The organism is Parablastomonas sp. CN1-191, from assembly GCF_049354825.1.
In the GTDB taxonomy this organism is placed as follows: domain Bacteria; phylum Pseudomonadota; class Alphaproteobacteria; order Sphingomonadales; family Sphingomonadaceae; genus Novosphingobium.
Map to the genome: position 1 here is coordinate 2279542 of NZ_CP186480.1, position 14270 is coordinate 2293811.

The window sequence follows — 14270 nt, forward strand, 5'->3', positions numbered from 1 at the left end:
GGCGGCGGGCAGAACGGCGTCTGCAGCAATCGCATCGGGGTCGTAACCGTTGACTTGCTCGTTCTCGTCCTCGTCCTCGTCCTCGTCGAACTCGGGCTCCTCGGCTGCGTCGTGGGCATCGATCAGGCTGCCGAAGTCGGCGGCGCCATCGCTCTCGTCCTCGTCGTCCTCGCTCCAGTCTTCGTGCTCGGGCTGATAGCCCGGCAGCACCCGGCTGGTCGGCATCGTCGGCTTGGTCGCCAGGAGCGGCGGCGGGTTGTCCTCGTTGGCGGGTTCGTCGAGACCGAGCGCCCGGGCCCCGAACGCAGGTTCGGGGAAGGCTACCGCGTTGACCCCCGGCAGCGCCACCGCACCGAAGTCGGCGTCGGCAGCGATCGCGCCCCCGGCAGCAAGCTCGTCCATCGCCAAGGGGTTCTCGTCGTCGCCGTGCCACGCCGGGTCCGCGGCATCCTCGCTCCAGGCGCCAAGTTCAAGAACGTCGTCGACCGGCTGCGACACCACTGCCGCGGCCTCGTCACGCGGTTCGGTCAGCGGATCGAGTGCCTGGTCGACTTCCAGCAGCAGCTCGTCGGTCGTGCGTGCGTCCGCCATCTCCTTCCAGTTGATGACGCCGTAAATGAAGTCGATCGTGTCGTCGTCGGTCGAGAAGGGCAGCAGGATGCCGCGATACAGGATCGTCCGGTCGCGCTGGTTCACGAACTCCGCTTCGAAGCCGATCGGCGCCTGGTTTGCGAGGATCTGCATGTAGTGATCGGTGATTCGCGACAGCAGCGAACGGCTGGGCACATCGTCGAGCGTGTCGATCCCCTCGTCGGTGCCGCACTCGCGCGCAAGTTCGGCACCAAGATAGGCGATCCCCGGATTGTCGATGCCCGACGTAAAATCGAGCAGCACGCTGTGCGGGCCGAAATCGGGCAGGTTCTCGGGCTCAAGGTCCTCGATCGACGGGAAATTGCGGTTTTCCAACAGGCTCGCCCAATGGTTGTAGGCGCGCACCTGCATCCGCCGTTCGTCCTGACCGACCGGGCTGACGGGAACCTGCGGGGCGGGCTCGTCCAGATCGAACGGGTCCGGATCGGCCGCATCCTCGATGCTGCCGCGATCCAGCCATTGCCCGCGATAGGTATCCATGCGTCTTCGCCCCCAGCGATACTCAGGCCGCCGTTTTCGCCCAGCATGGTAAAGAATTCGTCAAGCCTTACGCGCCCCCGCCACTGCGGCGCCGCGGTCATAGCATGTACCGCATCCGCACTTGCTGCTCGGCGCCGCCGGCACCGACGGGAAAGGACGCATCGGAAAAGCTCGGCGGGCCGAAGCGCACCGGCGCGTCGCGGCTGAACCCGAAGCCTTCGCGGGGGAACACCAGGCGCTTGTCGAGCCGGCGATTGCCGTTTTCGTCATGGATCACCGACACGGCGTAGTCGCCCGGCGGCACCGCCCCGAAGTTAAGCAGCACGCTGCGTCCGGCTGGCACGACCAATTCGCGCGCGGCGGGATCGCCCTTGCAGTCGGGAAACGCTTTCGGCCGCGCGGTCAGGCATGCCAGCACCAGCCCCTTGTCGGAGCGCAGGCCGCTGACTGCCACCGTCACGGTTCCCGGCGCCGCCGCGCCGGTCAGCGCAGCGATGAGCGCCCCGGCACCGAGAGCCCGGCGTCCGTGCCGCAAAGCCGGTCCCAGATGCGGAAATAGAGGCCGTAATTGCATCGATAGCTTTCGTGATGCCGCTGGTGATGGCTGGCCGTTATCAACCATTTACCCAACGAGGAATGAACCAGTGCGGCGGGAAAGGCTTCCCAGCCCATGTGGTTGGTGACGCCCATGATCGTCATGACCGCGAGGACCGCGGCCAGCCCGCCGACGTGGATCGGCACCAGCAGCACCAGTACCGGGATCACTACCGCGCCGGTCAGCGCCTCTAGCGGGTGAAAGCTCATCGCCGCCCATGCCGTCGGCGGCCGGCTGGCATGGTGAACCGCGTGTGCCGCGCGAAACGGCGCCGGGCGGTGCATCCAGCGGTGCGTCCAGTAGAACCAGGTATCGTGGGCCAGCAAATAGATGAGCGGCGCCGCCACGAGCCACCAAGCGGGATAAGCGCGCCAGTCGGCATAGACTTTCGTCCAGCCGTGCGCCTGCCAGCCCCAAGCCAGCACTCCGGCGGGAATGCCGTAAATGGCTGCCGATGCCAGTGACCAGCCGATCTCGCGCCTCATTTGCGGTGCCAATCCGTGGTGCGCGCCGGGCCGGACGCGCGCCGTCAGCGCGGCGAAAAGCCCGCTGACCGCCAGGTATCGCAGCGCGACGATCGCCGTCATGGCAAGCGCGGACAGGGCAATGGCGGGTACGGCGGTCATCGCCGACCGCTATGGCCTCAGATGTCGTATGGCGCCAGATGCGGATCGAGCGCGGCCAGCTGCCGCCGCAGCGACGCGCGCGCCAGGCGCTCGATCTCGGCCTTGCGGCGCGCCGCGGCGAGCGGGACGGTTGCCGCGGGACGCACGATTTCGGCATCGTAGCCGTCCGCCACGATCACACCGCAGCGTGCCGGCTGGAACGCGTCGGTTTCCATGCAAGCGCGGTCGAGATGCGGCGCCAGCCCCCAGTAAAAGCGATCGCAATGGTCGAGGTAATCGGGCCACTTGGCGTCGCCCATCAGGTCTGCGCGGCTGACCTTGATCTCCACGATCACGACCTGGCCCTTGGCATCGATTCCCATCAGGTCGGCCCGGCGGCCTGATCGAAGCGGCATTTCCGACAGGCACCACACGTCGTTGCGCGCGAACAGCCGGCAGATTCCGCGCGCCACCATGCGGGCGGTGCGATCCTCGTCGGCAAGGGTTGCGGCGGCAGGCGGAGCCATGCCGCGCCATAGGAACAGAGAGGGAACCTGACAAGCCCGCTGCGGCAATCCGATCAGGCGTGCGGGGCAAGCCCGATCAATGCGGCGCGCGCGGCCACGAACTCCGACCATAGCGCACCCGCCGCAGGAGCCGGGTCCTGCCCGCGCTCGCGCACGGTCAGCAGCGCACAGATGCCGGGTTCCATAACGGAAGCCAGGTCGTCGATCGCGCGGCACGCCAATTCCGCGGCGCCGGCATGCATCAGGTTGAGCGCGGCGCCCACGTCGGCGCCCTCGCCATCGTCTTCGCGCAGCACGGCAAGCTCGGCAACGGTTCGTGCGGCGCCCTCCAGCACGGCCCAGCGCGCGCCGGCGCGCAGCGCCGGATCGGCGGCGACAAAGTGTTCGCGGTGCGGAGGAAGTGCGCTCATGGCGACTCGCGTAGCCGGTGGGCGCTTGCCAAATCGCTAATGCCGCTGCTGAAAAGGCGCTGGCGCGCGCCGCGCCGCGCTGCTAACCGCCGCGCGTCCGCACCCGTAGCTCAGCTGGATAGAGCGCTGCCCTCCGAAGGCAGAGGTCACAGGTTCGAATCCTGTCGGGTGCGCCAGTTTCAGGCGGGTTTCTTGCGGATCAGGTAGCGCCACACACCGACCGCGTTGATCACCAGCAGGATCACGTTCTGCACCCCGATCCCCTCGCTGTCCTTTTGCAGGAAGCCCCAGGCGATCAGTGCCAACGAACTGGTGACGAAAATCACCATTGCATAGCCGGTCCAGCGGCGCCCGAGGTCGAGCGAGACGATCAGCGCTGCGATCGTGGCGGCGGCGGCACCGTAGTATTGCATGGCGGTGAGGACGGTATCGTTCATCCCTGCCAAGCGCGCGGCGCGCGCGGTGGTTCCGTATCGGCGGGGAACCCGCGCCGCTTGCCGCGCGTTGGAGGCGCATTCGCCGCTCTGGAATTACCGGATATTTCAATGTCTTTTACGCAGCTCACCTCTCCGCTCCCGGTCTTCGTCATCGGCAAGGGAAAAGGGATGGCCATGGCCGTGATCGACTATGGCCCCGAACATAACCTGATCTGGGTTACCGCGATCGACGATAGCGGCGAAATCTGGTGCGCGCCCAATTCGCTGGTGCGCATGCAGGCGAACTGGACCGCCGGTCGGGGCCGCTCACAGGCTGAGGAAATGTCCCGCGATTGCGTCCAGGCCTATCCCGCCAAGCCGACCGCCAACGGCGCGGCGATGAAGGGCACCGTCACCGTTTGACGGCAGCCACCGTGCAAAGCATAGCGGCGCGGTGACCGAACTCCCCCGCGAAAACTGGCAAAGCGACGCCGGCGAGGCTGCGCGCCGCAAGGTGCTTGCCTCGTATCCGCTGGAAATTTCCGAGCACGGTGCCGAACTGGACGCGATGGCGCGGCTGGCGGCGCAAGTCTGCAACGCTCCGATCGCTCTTGTCAGCATCGTTTTTGCCGACAACCAGGAATTTCACGGCCGCTGCGGGCTCGACACGCGGGAAACTCCCCGTGAACAATCGTTCTGCGCCCACGCGATGCACCTTGAAACCGCAATGGTGATTCCGGACGCGTTGCTCGATCCGCGGTTCCAGGCGAATCCGCTGGTGACCGGGCCGCCGCACATCCGTTTCTATGCCGGCCAGCCGCTGAAGTCGCCCGAAGGCGCGCCGCTGGGAAGCCTGTGTATCATCGACGTCGAACCGCGCAGCGGGTTGACGGACAGCCAGTCCGACGCGCTCGCGGTCATGGCCAGGGCGGTCATGGCGTTGCTCGAACGTTGGCGGGTGGAACGCAGCAGCGCCGCGGCGCAATCGCGCTCGCAAATCACGATCCTGGATCTCGAGCAGCGCTTTGCGGCGCTGGCCGATGCGATGCCGCAGATGGTGTGGTCGTCGCCGGCGGACGGTCAGCCCGATTATTTCAATGCCCAGTGGGTCGAATTCACCGGACAGCCCGCCAGCGCCAGCCTTGGCTCTGGCTGGCTGACATTCCTGCATCCCGGCGACAGTGAACTCGCCGCCCGGGTCTGGCAGAAGGCGGTCGACAGCGGTGAGCCCTACGAGGTCGAGTACCGACTTCGCAATCGCCGCGGTGAATACCGCTGGGTGTTGGCGCGCGGAACGCCGCAGCGCGACGCCGAAGGCACTATCACGCGGTGGCTCGGCACCTGCACGGACGTCCACGAAGCGCGCGAACAGGCCGGGCGGATGGAAGTTCTCTCGCAAGAGCTTAGCCACCGCATCAAGAACATCTTCGCGGTGGTCGGCGGGTTGGTCTCGCTGACGATGCGCAAGCAGCCCGAACTTCAGGAAATCTCGCGCGAGTTGCAGGGCCGGATCCTGGCGCTTGGCCGCGCCCACAACTTCGTGCGGCCGCACAGCCCCGGTTCGGCGCCGATGGTAGCCGGCGGTAGCGGCCTCAAGTCGATGCTTGGGAATCTGCTTGGCGCCTACCAGGACTCGCGGGGCGGGCGCGTCGAGGTCAGCGGCGAAGACATCCCCATCGACGACCGCTCGGCGACACCGCTGGCGTTGTTCTTCCACGAGCTGGCGACCAATTCCGCCAAGTACGGCGGGCTTGCCGCGGTCGATGGCGGGGTCGCCGTGGATATCGCGCGCGACGGCGACGATGTTGTGATGACGTGGCGCGAACGCGGCGGTCCCCCGGCCAGCCGGCCGGGCGAGGCCGGTTTCGGAACGCGGCTGATGGCGCTCAGCATCGAGACTCAACTGGGCGGAAGCCTGGAACGCGACTGGGAGCCCGACGGCCTTTGCGCTGTCGCGCGGGTGCCGATCAGCGCGATGCGGCGCGAAGGGTCAGGCGACGGCGCGTAGCGGTATGAATTCGGGCGGTGCCGGCTGGTCCGCACTGCCGTTGGCCGCAACCATCAGCGCCCAGCGGATTGAGTCGGGCGAATAGGGCTTCTGAACGATGCCGATGGCGGTTGCCGCCGGCTGGCCGACTTGCGACGGGTTCGCAGTGACGTAAATGATGGACGTCCCGCTTTCCGCCAACATTCGTGCGATTTCGGGGCCCGTCGGCCCGTCGCGCAAGTTGACGTCGACCAGCGCAATTCCGCTTCCGGGCGCCAGGGCTTCTGCCGCCGCCTTGTCCTGAGCGATCCCGCGAACGCCGAAACCCGCCCCGCAGACGATGTCTTCGAGGTCGAGAGCGACGAGAAACTCGTCTTCGACGATCAATACCGGTGTCATCTTTGCTGCGTCACGTCGATCAGGCGGCCAGAACGTCCAGCGTCTCGACGTTGGCCACGCGGGCCAGCTCGGCGAAGAAGGCATCGAGTGCCTGGCCCTTGAGCACGAAGTTGTGCCGAAAGTCGGGAAGCTGACCCGATTCGAGGACATTGGCGAGCATCGCGCGGGCACGGCAGATGCGGCTTTTGACCGTACCCAGGGCGATCCCGCAGATGTCGGCGATTTCTTCATAGGACAGGCTACCAACCGCGACGAGGATCAGCGCCTCGCGGTGCGTGGCGGGCAGGACCGTCAGCGCGCGAAGGACGTCCGACAGTGCGATTGCGTCTTCCTGCGCGGCGGGAGCCTTGAGCGTACGCTCCGCGACCCCTTCGTCGTACTCGCCGCGAAAGCGGTTGCGGCGCGCGTCCGAATAGAACTGGTTGCGCAGGATCGTGAAAGTCCAGGCCTTGAAGTTGGTGCCGGCATGGAAACGATCGCGCGCGGCCCACGCACGCATCATGGTTTCCTGGGCAAGGTCGTCGGCGCGGTCGCGGCACCCGCACAGCGAGCGCGCGAACGCACGAAGGTGCGGCGCGACATCGGCGAGAGCCTGTTTGAATTCGGTGTCCGAAAAAGCCTGAAACTCGGTTGCAGCTTCCTGCACCGTTGCCCCCATTTGCATAGCCGCCACTTATGTTTTCCTTTCGCATGCCTGCGCGTTCAAAAGTGACAACAACGTTCGGTGCGAATTGGTTCCCCATTTCGGGAACCCGCCCTTGGGCCGACCGTTTCCAGCGCCGAAGGACGGGCGCGAAGGGCCCTTCCAAGGAGGCTTTTCAGTGACCGACCCCACCACGAAGGCGCCGGACCCGCGCCGCGACTATGACAGCCCCGAGGATCTGCTGGAGGACATCGCCTTGCCGCTGGACGAGCGCGAAGAATTGCTGCGCCAGTGGAAGCAGGACCTGGAGCAGCGGCTGGAGGCCGAGTCCGAAGGGATGAGCGCGTCCGATCCCATTTCGGCCGACAAGGAATCGAAGCTGGCCGGCGAGGCACGCCGCGTTACCGCCGCACTCGAAAAGGTCTGCGAGGACCGGCGCCAGGCTTCAGGTTCCTGAGAGAACCGGAGGCCGGCGCCGGGAAATCTCATTTCTTGGCGTGCGACTTGCCTTCGGCTTCGGCGGCTTCGAGGTCGGCCGCTTCGTCGCCGTCAAGCGCCTTGGCGGCGTCGCGCGCAGTCCGGGCGATGTCCTCGTCCGAATGGCTCTGAGCGTAAGCCGTCGTCTCCTCGTTGTATTCGCGTGCGGCCTTGTAATTGCCTTCGCCGTATTCGCCCTTGTTCTCGTCTGTCTGGCCGGCTGGCGCGGCGTTGGAAGGCTTTGCGGGCGTATCGCTCATCATGGTCTCCTGCAGGTGGCTGTCTTTCGGTAACGGGAACCTGCCGTTGACGGTTCCCCGCACTTCGGCGCACAATCCGCAAGTCCCGCCGCGCCCGGCCGCCATTCCCCCTGACAGAGGCGGAACTTGCGCTTGCCCGGCAGGTTATCGCAGGAGCCCGGCCCTCCGCGGCGTGAAAGGACTTTCTCTTGCCCAAGCCATCGCTGCAGAAAGTCCTGATCGTCGAAGATGACGGCCTGCTGGCCGCTTCGCTGGAGGATGCGTTTCACGCCGCAGGGGTCAAGGATGTGCGGATTTCCGCGACGACCTCGGCAGCGATGGCCGAAATCGGCGAGATTGCGCCGCAAGTCATGGTCCTCGATGTCAATCTGGCTGATCGCAGCGACGGCTGGGGTCTTGCCGAGTTGTCGCGCGAATTGTTCGACCGGCCGCCGCTGATCATCTTTTCGACCGGGATGCCCGAAGCGATCCCCGAGGAAGTCAAGGAAATGGGCGTCGTCATGACCAAGCCCTATGCGCCTGACGATCTGGTCGCCAAGGCGATCAGCCTTGCGCCGCGCTCAATGCTGTCGCGCCTCCTGGGGCAGCGCTGACAACAAGCTCCGCGAGACGGGCCGTCAACGGAGGCCGCGCGCGCCCTATGAACTAAAAGGCCCCCGCAGTCTTGCGACTACGAGGGCCTTTGGATCGGATCACCACCGGGTGCGGGGGGAGGGGGGAGGGCCGGTGGTGATGCCATTAAAACACCACCCCCCGGCGTTGGTTCCCGCTTTTCGAAAAAATTTCGGCGCTTGTGCCGAAGTGCACAGAAGGCCTATTGGCAGGCAACGTTGCCCTGTCGATGCGGGGCGCCTGGTCCTGCCGGATCGCCGGCGGATCGCCGCGATCGCGGGATGCAAAAGGTTCGAAAATAATGTCGGTTGCTGAAACGGTTGGTGTCGAGCTTCCTTACCTGCGCCGCTATGCGCGGGCGCTGACGGGTTCGCAATCTTCGGGCGACACCTACGTGCGCATGACGCTCGAGGCGGCGCTGATCGATCCCCAGCTGCTGGCCGAGATCGGCGGCGACCGCATCGCGCTCTACCGCGCCTTCAGCAAGATCTGGTCGACCGCCCACGTCGACACCGCGCACCCGGGCGGCGACGGCTCCATGCACGAGCAGGCTGCGCAGGATCGCCTTGCACAAGTCACGCCTCTGCACCGCCAGGCGTTGCTGCTGACCACGCTTGAGGAATTCTCGCTGACCGAGACTGCGAACATCCTCGGCATCGACGAGGACGAGGCCGGCAAGCTGGTCGCGCGCGCGATCGAGGAGATCGAGAGCGAGACCACCACCGACGTTCTCATCATCGAGGACGAGCCGCTGATCTCGATGCAGCTCGAGGGGCTGGTCAGCGATCTGGGCCACAACGTGGTCGGCACCGCCGCAACGCGCACCCAGGCGCAGGAAGCCTTCGCCAAGACCCGGCCCGGCCTGGTCCTTGCCGACATCCAGCTTGCCGATGGCAGTTCGGGCATCGACGCGGTCGAGGATATTCTCAAGTTCGGCGACGTGCCGGTGATCTTCATCACCGCCTACCCGGAAAAGCTTCTTACCGGTGAGCGGCCCGAGCCGACCTACCTGGTGACCAAGCCGTTCCAGGAATCGACTGTGCGCGCGCAGATCAGCCAGGCCCTGTTCTTCGGATCGAGCCGCCCGATCGGTTGATCCGTGCCGGGGCGGGTCAGCTCCGGCGGATCACGAACTCGCCGGCGTGGCGCACCGGTACCCGCAGGCGGCTGCGCACGCCCTCGGGCTCGAATGTCAGCTCAACCGCGTTCTTGAGTTCGCTGGCGACGATTTTCTCGATCAGGTCGCGGCCGAATCCGCGCCGCTGCGGCGGGACGACCGTCGGCCCGCCGGATTCGCGCCAGGTCACCTCGGCCAGTTCGGACGAGATCAGCTTCCAGGCGACGTGGACATGACCTTCCGGCCCCATCAGCGCGCCGTATTTGGCGGCATTGGTCGCCAGCTCGTGCAGAGCCAGCCCCAGCGACATGGCGTCGTTGGGAGCCAGGCGGATGTCGGGCCCGGCAAGCGAGACGTGCGCATCGCCATCGGTCATGTATGGGGCCAGCTCGCTGCGGACGATGTCGGCAATCGATGCGGCGGTCCAGTCGGTTTGCGACAGCAGGTCGTGCGTCGCGGAGAGGGCGCGGACGCGCCCCACCAGGCCTTCGGCGAACTCTTCGATAGTGGCGGAGCGGCGCCGGGTCAGCGAAACGATCGACAGGACGTTGGCCAGGGTATTCTTGACCCGATGATTGAGCTCGCGCGTCAGCGACGTGCGGATCGCCGCCTCGCCGGCGAAGCGCTCCAGCATCTGGCGGTCGGCGAGCGCACGGCGAGTCACGATGCGGGCCAGCGCGGCGACGAGGCAGGCGACGATCAGCCCGAACAGCAAGGTCGCGCGTCCGAGCACCGACAGCGCGGCCATCTTCTTGTCGGCAACCGTGACCACCCAGGTCCGCTCGGCCACGACCAGCGGGCGCAGCGTCATCATCCCCGGTTCACCGGTGTACCGCCGTTCGGCCATCATTGCCGTTGGATCCGCGCGGCCATCGTAAAGCGCGATATCGAGCCCCCGCGCGCCCGGCATCGCCAGCGCCGCGTCGAGAAAGTCGGACGTCCGGAACGGTGTGTAGACGAAGCCGCGCAGTCGCTGTGTGCTCTCGTCCACGACCGGCATGTAGATCAGGAACGCGGAATCGCGGCCTCCCTGCCCATCCTGAATCAGGCGAACCCGGCCCGTGGCGGCCGGCCGACCGGATCGCGCCGCGCGTTCCATCGCTTCGCGCCGCCGCGCATCCGAAAACATGTCGAACCCCAGCGCTATGCGATTGGTGGGCGTGAGCGGCTCGAGAAAGGTGACCGGGACTACCGCGGCCGCGCCCGCTGCCGGCGCGGGGCGGATCGCATAGTCAGGCTCGATCGCCCGCATCATCGCCACGTGGGCGGTAACTTCGCCCGGGGTCAGCATCGGCGCAAAGCCAAGCCCGAGCGCGCCGTGATAGTTCTCGCCGCCGCCCAGATCGCTGGCGAAGCGGGAAAATACTCGCCGTGGAACGTCCGCGCGCGAGGCCATAAGCGCGGCGGCGGCATTCAGCGCGGCGCTGCTCTCGATGGCGCGTCGCTGCAGTGCACCAACAACTTCGTCGGCCCGCCGCTCCAGGTCGATCTGGCGGGCCATCGCGGCACTCCGTTCGATCGCCAGCACCGCCACCAGCGTAGCCGCCAGCGTCAGCAGGAACAGGAACAGCGGGAAACCCCGCGGATAGCGGTGAAACCAGGCGGCTCTTTGCGATCCGATAGGAAGTTGGCCGGCCATCACCACTCGTTGCTAAGGGGGCTTGACCGTGCCGCGCCGGCGGACCGTCGCAACCGGGAAGACCCGATGGTCCTTTGGAACCATGCGCCTGCTCGAATGTTCCCGCTTTGCAGCATCGCGCGCCGACCCTTGACGGACCGGCGCCCGGCTGGAAACAGGAACGGAATACGTCAGTGGAGTTGGTATTGGCTCATTCAGGTAGAAAGGCTGGTCCGCACAAGGCCGGATCGCCTTTGCCGCCTCGGCCGGAGAAGCCGGGCTGGGCCGATGGACTGCGCCAACTGTACGATTCGGTCCTGGACGAACAGCTTCCCGACAGTTTCGACGACTTGTTGAAGAAGCTCGACCAGGCCGGTCATGGCTGACGAAGAGCGCGCACCCTATAACGAGAAGCAGTTTCGGCGGGAGCTTCTGGCGACCCTGCCGCACCTCCGCGCTTTTGCGCGCGGATTGTGCGGCCGCCCTGATGTTGCTGACGACCTTGTCCAGGAGACGGCGATCAAGGCCTGGACGGCACGCGAGCGATTCAACCCCGGCACCAACATGCGCGCGTGGACATTCGTGATCCTGCGCAACCACTATCGCAGCGAGATTCGCCGCAATCGCCGCCAAGGCGAATATGACGAAGCGGCGGCCGAGCGCATCCTGATCACCGACGCCGGGCAAGAGGCGCCGCTCCACCTCAACGACATGCAGCGCGCCTTGCAGAAGCTTCCTCCCGAACGGCGCGAGGCGCTGTTGCTGGTGGGAGCGGGCGGTTTTTCCTATGAAGAGGCCGCGGCGATTTGCGAGTGTGCGGTCGGCACGATGAAAAGCCGTGTCGCGCGCGGTCGTGCGGCGCTGGCGCAACTTCTTGACGGCGACAAGCCGCTGCCGGCCGAGGCCGCCTCGCTCGAACTGTCGACGACGCGCGCGGTCGAACACGCGGGACATTAAGCCAGCCGGGAACACCCCCGCCCGGCGGCGCTTTAACGCGCTGCCGCAGCAGGGAATTCCGATGAGCCGCCTTTCCTACGCAGATCAGGACAAGCCCGGGATCACCCGCAGGAAGGCCGGCCACGGCTGGGCCTATTTCAACCCCGACGGCACCCGCATCAAGGATCGCGACGAGATCGACCGGCTGAATGCCATTGCCTTGCCGCCGGCCTATACCGACGCCTGGTTCGCCCCCAGTCCGAATTCGCACCTGCTGGCTTACGGTTTCGATGCGAAGGGCCGCAAGCAGTACCGGTACCATCCCGATTTCCGCGCCACGCGCGAGAGCGTGAAGTACGATTCGCTCGCTGCGTTCGGCAAAGCGCTGGCAAAGCTGCGCAAGCGCGTGGCCAAGGACGTGGCGCGGCGCAAGCCAACGCGAGAGCGCGCGGTCGCCTCGGTCGTTCGGCTGCTCGATGGCGGCGAGATTCGCATCGGTAACCAGGCCTATGCCAAATCGAACAAGAGCTTCGGTGCGACCACGCTCCTGATGCGCCACGTGAAGCGAAATCGCGGCAAGCTGGAGCTGCGATTCAGGGCCAAATCCGGCAAGGAGGCTCAAGTCGAGGTTACCGACAAGAGCCTGCTGCGGTTCGTGCGCGATATGCAGGACCTGCCTGGCCAGCACTTGTTCCAGTACCTCGACAACCACGGCGAGGCGTGCCCGGTCAGCTCCGACGACGTCAACGCCTACATCCGCGAGGCCATGGGCGAAGACTTCACGGCCAAGCATTTCCGCACCTGGGCGGCCAGCGTATGTGGTTTTTCGCTGATCCTGGCCGACGAACGCCACGTCGGGGTCAAGGAGCTGGCCACCGCGGTGTCATGCCGGCTCAACAACACCCCGGCGGTGTCGCGCAAGTCGTACATCCACCCGGCCGTGACCGCGCTGGCGCAAGATCCGAAGGCGCAGGACAAGCTGCGCCGCAAGGCCAAGCTGCCGCGCGCCCGCACGTTCATGACCCCGCACGAGCGCGCATTCCTGGCTTTCATTGCCAAGGCGCCGAAAGCGAAGACGCTGCTGAAGAAGCTTTAGGCCAACTGGCGCAGCCGCCGCTGGACGGCGGCAAGATCGGCGGCGAATTTCGCTTCTTCCGCGCTGCGCGCTGCATCGTCGAGCCGGAGCAGATAGGACGGGTGCGTGGTAATCCAGACCTCGCTGCCATCGGGCTGGGGGATCGGCTCGCCGCGGCTTTTCTGCACGCTCACCGTCTTGCCCAGCACGCCCCGCGCGGCACTGGCGCCGAGCGCGAGAACGAGTTTGGGCTGAACAAGGCTTCGTTCGCCGTCCAGCCACCAGCGGCAGATATCGATCTCCTTGGCCGTTGGCGACTGGTGAAGCCGCCGCTTGCCGCGGTTGACGAATTTGAAGTGCTTGACCGCGTTGGTCACGTAGCCTGCCGCGCGGTCGACGCCGGCCTGCTCCAGATGGTTCATCAACACCCGCCCGGCAGGACCCACGAAAGGCCGCCCTTCCTGCTCCTCGACGTCGCCGGGCTGCTCGCCCACGATCATCAGGCCGCTTGCCGCCTCGCCCTCGCCCATCACGGCGCGGGTTCCGTTGCAGCCGATCGGGCAGCGCGTGCACTGAACGACGCCGGTCGCGATCGCGGCCAGGCTGGCAGGCGCCTGCTCTGCCTCGAACAACGATGCGCCGCGTTCAACCATGGCCGCCTCCCGTGCCTGCGCGCCGGCGACGAGCTCGGGGATGAGCGCGGCCTCAGGCATGTTCTTCCAGTACTTGCGGGGCATTTCCTTCAGCATCGCCCCGACCTTCAAACGCGCCGGGTTGAAGATGGATGCATAGTACTTGCGCCACAGCTCTTCGGCCGGATCGCCGCCTGGCGCGTCTTCGCGGCGGGCCGGCGGCCCCTCGGCCAGGCTTGCGCCGTCCCAGTGCAGCGAACCCTCGGGCGTCAGGATCGACCACGCCATCTGGGTGAAGCGATTCACGAAGAAGGCCGCGTTGGCGCGCAGGATGTGGTGCGCAGGCTCGAACCAGGCCACGAAGCGTTCGCTGCCATCGGCTTCGGCTATGCCGCGAAATCGCACGAAGGCCCGCATCTTGTGGATATCGCGCCGAACCGTGCGCGCCAGTTCTTCCAGCTTGCGCACGTCGGGATCGGCGGCATCGTCACACAGCGCGGGGCGCCCCCGCAGCCGCCAAACCAGCCGGTAAAGCAGCCCGAAGCGTTCCGCGTCGCGGTGCAGGATCGCCGATTTCGCGAGGGCCACGAACTTGCGGCTGACGCGCGCTTCGGCAACGCCGTCTGCCGGCGGCGGCAGGCGGCGGTCGCCATGCGAAAACAGGTTGCCCGACTGACCGCCCGGTTCGGTCCAGGCGACGCGGTCGGGCGGGACGTCGGCGGCGAGCAGACGCCGAGCCTGGTCGCGCCACTCGTCGAAATCGTCGCTGCGCGTCAGCGCGACGACATAGTACGCGCCAAGCCGGACGTGCTGGAGCGACGTCATCGCGC

Annotated in this window: 18 protein-coding genes, 1 tRNA gene and 1 pseudogene; 9 read left to right on the forward strand and 11 right to left on the reverse strand. The window is 66.5% G+C overall.

Annotated features, from left to right (window positions below; translation table 11 throughout):
• Nucleotides 1-560 precede the first annotated feature (560 nt).
• From ACOYW6_RS11365 to ACOYW6_RS11385, 5 genes and pseudogenes are all read right to left on the reverse strand, one after another.
• A pseudogene (locus ACOYW6_RS11365) lies at nucleotides 561-1131 on the reverse strand (PAS domain-containing protein); the annotation flags it as partial.
• Nucleotides 1132-1228: 97 nt separating this feature from the next.
• Nucleotides 1229-1585, reverse strand: coding sequence for a DUF2141 domain-containing protein (locus ACOYW6_RS11370; protein WP_423141428.1), 357 nt, complete (start codon nucleotides 1583-1585; stop codon nucleotides 1229-1231).
• Between the two features lie 29 nt (nucleotides 1586-1614).
• Nucleotides 1615-2352 carry a sterol desaturase family protein gene (locus ACOYW6_RS11375; protein WP_423141429.1) on the reverse strand — a complete coding sequence of 246 codons (738 nt, stop codon included), beginning with the start codon at nucleotides 2350-2352 and terminating at the stop codon, nucleotides 1615-1617.
• A 17-nt stretch (nucleotides 2353-2369) separates the two neighbouring features.
• On the reverse strand, nucleotides 2370-2858 hold the full coding sequence (locus tag ACOYW6_RS11380; protein ID WP_423141430.1) for an MmcB family DNA repair protein: 489 nt from the start codon (nucleotides 2856-2858) through the stop codon (nucleotides 2370-2372).
• Nucleotides 2859-2911: 53 nt separating this feature from the next.
• A complete protein-coding gene (locus ACOYW6_RS11385; protein WP_423141431.1) occupies nucleotides 2912-3268 on the reverse strand; it encodes a hypothetical protein in 357 nt (118 codons plus the stop codon).
• A gap of 99 nt (nucleotides 3269-3367) precedes the next feature.
• Between ACOYW6_RS11385 and ACOYW6_RS11390 the strand changes: the two genes are divergently transcribed.
• Nucleotides 3368-3444: transfer RNA gene (locus ACOYW6_RS11390), tRNA-Arg, on the forward strand.
• A gap of 3 nt (nucleotides 3445-3447) precedes the next feature.
• On the opposite strand, the gene ACOYW6_RS11395 is transcribed toward ACOYW6_RS11390, so the two are convergent.
• Entirely contained in the window at nucleotides 3448-3705 is a 258-nt protein-coding gene (locus ACOYW6_RS11395) for a hypothetical protein (protein ID WP_423141432.1), read from the reverse strand.
• Between the two features lie 108 nt (nucleotides 3706-3813).
• Here ACOYW6_RS11395 and ACOYW6_RS11400 point away from each other — a divergent pair, with 108 nt between their 5' ends.
• Complete coding sequence (locus ACOYW6_RS11400; protein ID WP_423141433.1) at nucleotides 3814-4107, forward strand: hypothetical protein; 294 nt, start codon at nucleotides 3814-3816, stop codon at nucleotides 4105-4107.
• A 31-nt stretch (nucleotides 4108-4138) separates the two neighbouring features.
• On the forward strand, nucleotides 4139-5692 hold the full coding sequence (locus ACOYW6_RS11405) for a PAS domain-containing protein (protein WP_423141434.1): 1554 nt from the start codon (nucleotides 4139-4141) through the stop codon (nucleotides 5690-5692).
• Here ACOYW6_RS11405 and ACOYW6_RS11410 read toward each other — a convergent pair.
• Together ACOYW6_RS11410 and ACOYW6_RS11415 are read right to left on the reverse strand one after the other, a co-directional pair.
• The gene (locus tag ACOYW6_RS11410; protein WP_423141435.1) at nucleotides 5675-6070 is read right to left on the reverse strand and encodes a response regulator; all 396 of its coding nucleotides are present in this window, start codon (nucleotides 6068-6070) and stop codon (nucleotides 5675-5677) included. The genes ACOYW6_RS11405 and ACOYW6_RS11410 overlap by 18 nt on opposite strands.
• 19 nt (nucleotides 6071-6089) lie before the next feature.
• Entirely contained in the window at nucleotides 6090-6734 is a 645-nt protein-coding gene (locus ACOYW6_RS11415; RefSeq protein WP_423143121.1) for a sigma-70 family RNA polymerase sigma factor, read from the reverse strand.
• 157 nt (nucleotides 6735-6891) lie between these two features.
• On the opposite strand from ACOYW6_RS11415, the gene ACOYW6_RS11420 reads away from it, so the two are divergent.
• Nucleotides 6892-7170, forward strand: coding sequence for a hypothetical protein (locus ACOYW6_RS11420; protein WP_423141436.1), 279 nt, complete (start codon nucleotides 6892-6894; stop codon nucleotides 7168-7170).
• Nucleotides 7171-7198: 28 nt separating this feature from the next.
• On the opposite strand, the gene ACOYW6_RS11425 is transcribed toward ACOYW6_RS11420, so the two are convergent.
• On the reverse strand, nucleotides 7199-7450 hold the full coding sequence (locus tag ACOYW6_RS11425; RefSeq protein WP_423141437.1) for a hypothetical protein: 252 nt from the start codon (nucleotides 7448-7450) through the stop codon (nucleotides 7199-7201).
• Between the two features lie 188 nt (nucleotides 7451-7638).
• On the opposite strand from ACOYW6_RS11425, the gene ACOYW6_RS11430 reads away from it, so the two are divergent.
• Together ACOYW6_RS11430 and ACOYW6_RS11435 are read left to right on the forward strand one after the other, a co-directional pair.
• Entirely contained in the window at nucleotides 7639-8043 is a 405-nt protein-coding gene (locus tag ACOYW6_RS11430; protein ID WP_423141438.1) for a response regulator, read from the forward strand.
• Nucleotides 8044-8363: 320 nt separating this feature from the next.
• Nucleotides 8364-9158, forward strand: coding sequence for a response regulator (locus tag ACOYW6_RS11435; protein ID WP_423141439.1), 795 nt, complete (start codon nucleotides 8364-8366; stop codon nucleotides 9156-9158).
• Between the two features lie 16 nt (nucleotides 9159-9174).
• Here ACOYW6_RS11435 and ACOYW6_RS11440 read toward each other — a convergent pair whose 3' ends face one another.
• Nucleotides 9175-10818, reverse strand: a complete 1644-nt coding sequence (locus tag ACOYW6_RS11440; protein WP_423141440.1) for a CHASE domain-containing protein — start codon at nucleotides 10816-10818, stop codon at nucleotides 9175-9177.
• Nucleotides 10819-11051: 233 nt separating this feature from the next.
• Here ACOYW6_RS11440 and ACOYW6_RS11445 point away from each other — a divergent pair, with 233 nt between their 5' ends.
• The 3 genes from ACOYW6_RS11445 (at nucleotide 11052) to ACOYW6_RS11455 (ending at nucleotide 12829) form a co-directional block, all read left to right on the forward strand.
• Nucleotides 11052-11183, forward strand: a complete 132-nt coding sequence (locus ACOYW6_RS11445) for a NepR family anti-sigma factor (protein WP_423141441.1) — start codon at nucleotides 11052-11054, stop codon at nucleotides 11181-11183.
• A complete protein-coding gene (locus tag ACOYW6_RS11450; RefSeq protein ID WP_423141442.1) occupies nucleotides 11176-11754 on the forward strand; it encodes a sigma-70 family RNA polymerase sigma factor in 579 nt (192 codons plus the stop codon). The genes ACOYW6_RS11445 and ACOYW6_RS11450 overlap by 8 nt, the downstream gene beginning before the upstream one ends.
• 61 nt (nucleotides 11755-11815) lie before the next feature.
• A complete protein-coding gene (locus ACOYW6_RS11455; RefSeq protein ID WP_423141443.1) occupies nucleotides 11816-12829 on the forward strand; it encodes a DNA topoisomerase IB in 1014 nt (337 codons plus the stop codon).
• On the opposite strand, the gene ACOYW6_RS11460 is transcribed toward ACOYW6_RS11455, so the two are convergent.
• On the reverse strand, nucleotides 12826-14265 hold the full coding sequence (locus tag ACOYW6_RS11460; protein ID WP_423141444.1) for a UdgX family uracil-DNA binding protein: 1440 nt from the start codon (nucleotides 14263-14265) through the stop codon (nucleotides 12826-12828). The two genes, ACOYW6_RS11455 and ACOYW6_RS11460, sit on opposite strands and share 4 nt — an antisense overlap.
• Nucleotides 14266-14270: the final 5 nt, after the last annotated feature.

What these genes read in the sequence shown, in the direction of transcription:
- ACOYW6_RS11425 (WP_423141437.1), bottom strand. Translation starts at nt 7,450, where the DNA reads ATGAGCGATACGCCCGCAAAGCCTTCCAACGCCGCGCCAGCCGGCCAG.
- ACOYW6_RS11450 (WP_423141442.1), top strand. Translation starts at nt 11,176, where the DNA reads ATGGCTGACGAAGAGCGCGCACCCTATAACGAGAAGCAGTTTCGGCGG.
- ACOYW6_RS11385 (WP_423141431.1), bottom strand. Translation starts at nt 3,268, where the DNA reads ATGAGCGCACTTCCTCCGCACCGCGAACACTTTGTCGCCGCCGATCCG.
- ACOYW6_RS11380 (WP_423141430.1), bottom strand. Translation starts at nt 2,858, where the DNA reads ATGGCTCCGCCTGCCGCCGCAACCCTTGCCGACGAGGATCGCACCGCC.
- ACOYW6_RS11435 (WP_423141439.1), top strand. Translation starts at nt 8,364, where the DNA reads ATGTCGGTTGCTGAAACGGTTGGTGTCGAGCTTCCTTACCTGCGCCGC.
- ACOYW6_RS11440 (WP_423141440.1), bottom strand. Translation starts at nt 10,818, where the DNA reads ATGGCCGGCCAACTTCCTATCGGATCGCAAAGAGCCGCCTGGTTTCAC.
- ACOYW6_RS11395 (WP_423141432.1), bottom strand. Translation starts at nt 3,705, where the DNA reads ATGAACGATACCGTCCTCACCGCCATGCAATACTACGGTGCCGCCGCC.
- ACOYW6_RS11410 (WP_423141435.1), bottom strand. Translation starts at nt 6,070, where the DNA reads ATGACACCGGTATTGATCGTCGAAGACGAGTTTCTCGTCGCTCTCGAC.
- ACOYW6_RS11460 (WP_423141444.1), bottom strand. Translation starts at nt 14,265, where the DNA reads ATGACGTCGCTCCAGCACGTCCGGCTTGGCGCGTACTATGTCGTCGCG.
- ACOYW6_RS11400 (WP_423141433.1), top strand. Translation starts at nt 3,814, where the DNA reads ATGTCTTTTACGCAGCTCACCTCTCCGCTCCCGGTCTTCGTCATCGGC.
- ACOYW6_RS11375 (WP_423141429.1), bottom strand. Translation starts at nt 2,352, where the DNA reads ATGACCGCCGTACCCGCCATTGCCCTGTCCGCGCTTGCCATGACGGCG.
- ACOYW6_RS11455 (WP_423141443.1), top strand. Translation starts at nt 11,816, where the DNA reads ATGAGCCGCCTTTCCTACGCAGATCAGGACAAGCCCGGGATCACCCGC.
- ACOYW6_RS11415 (WP_423143121.1), bottom strand. Translation starts at nt 6,734, where the DNA reads ATGCAAATGGGGGCAACGGTGCAGGAAGCTGCAACCGAGTTTCAGGCT.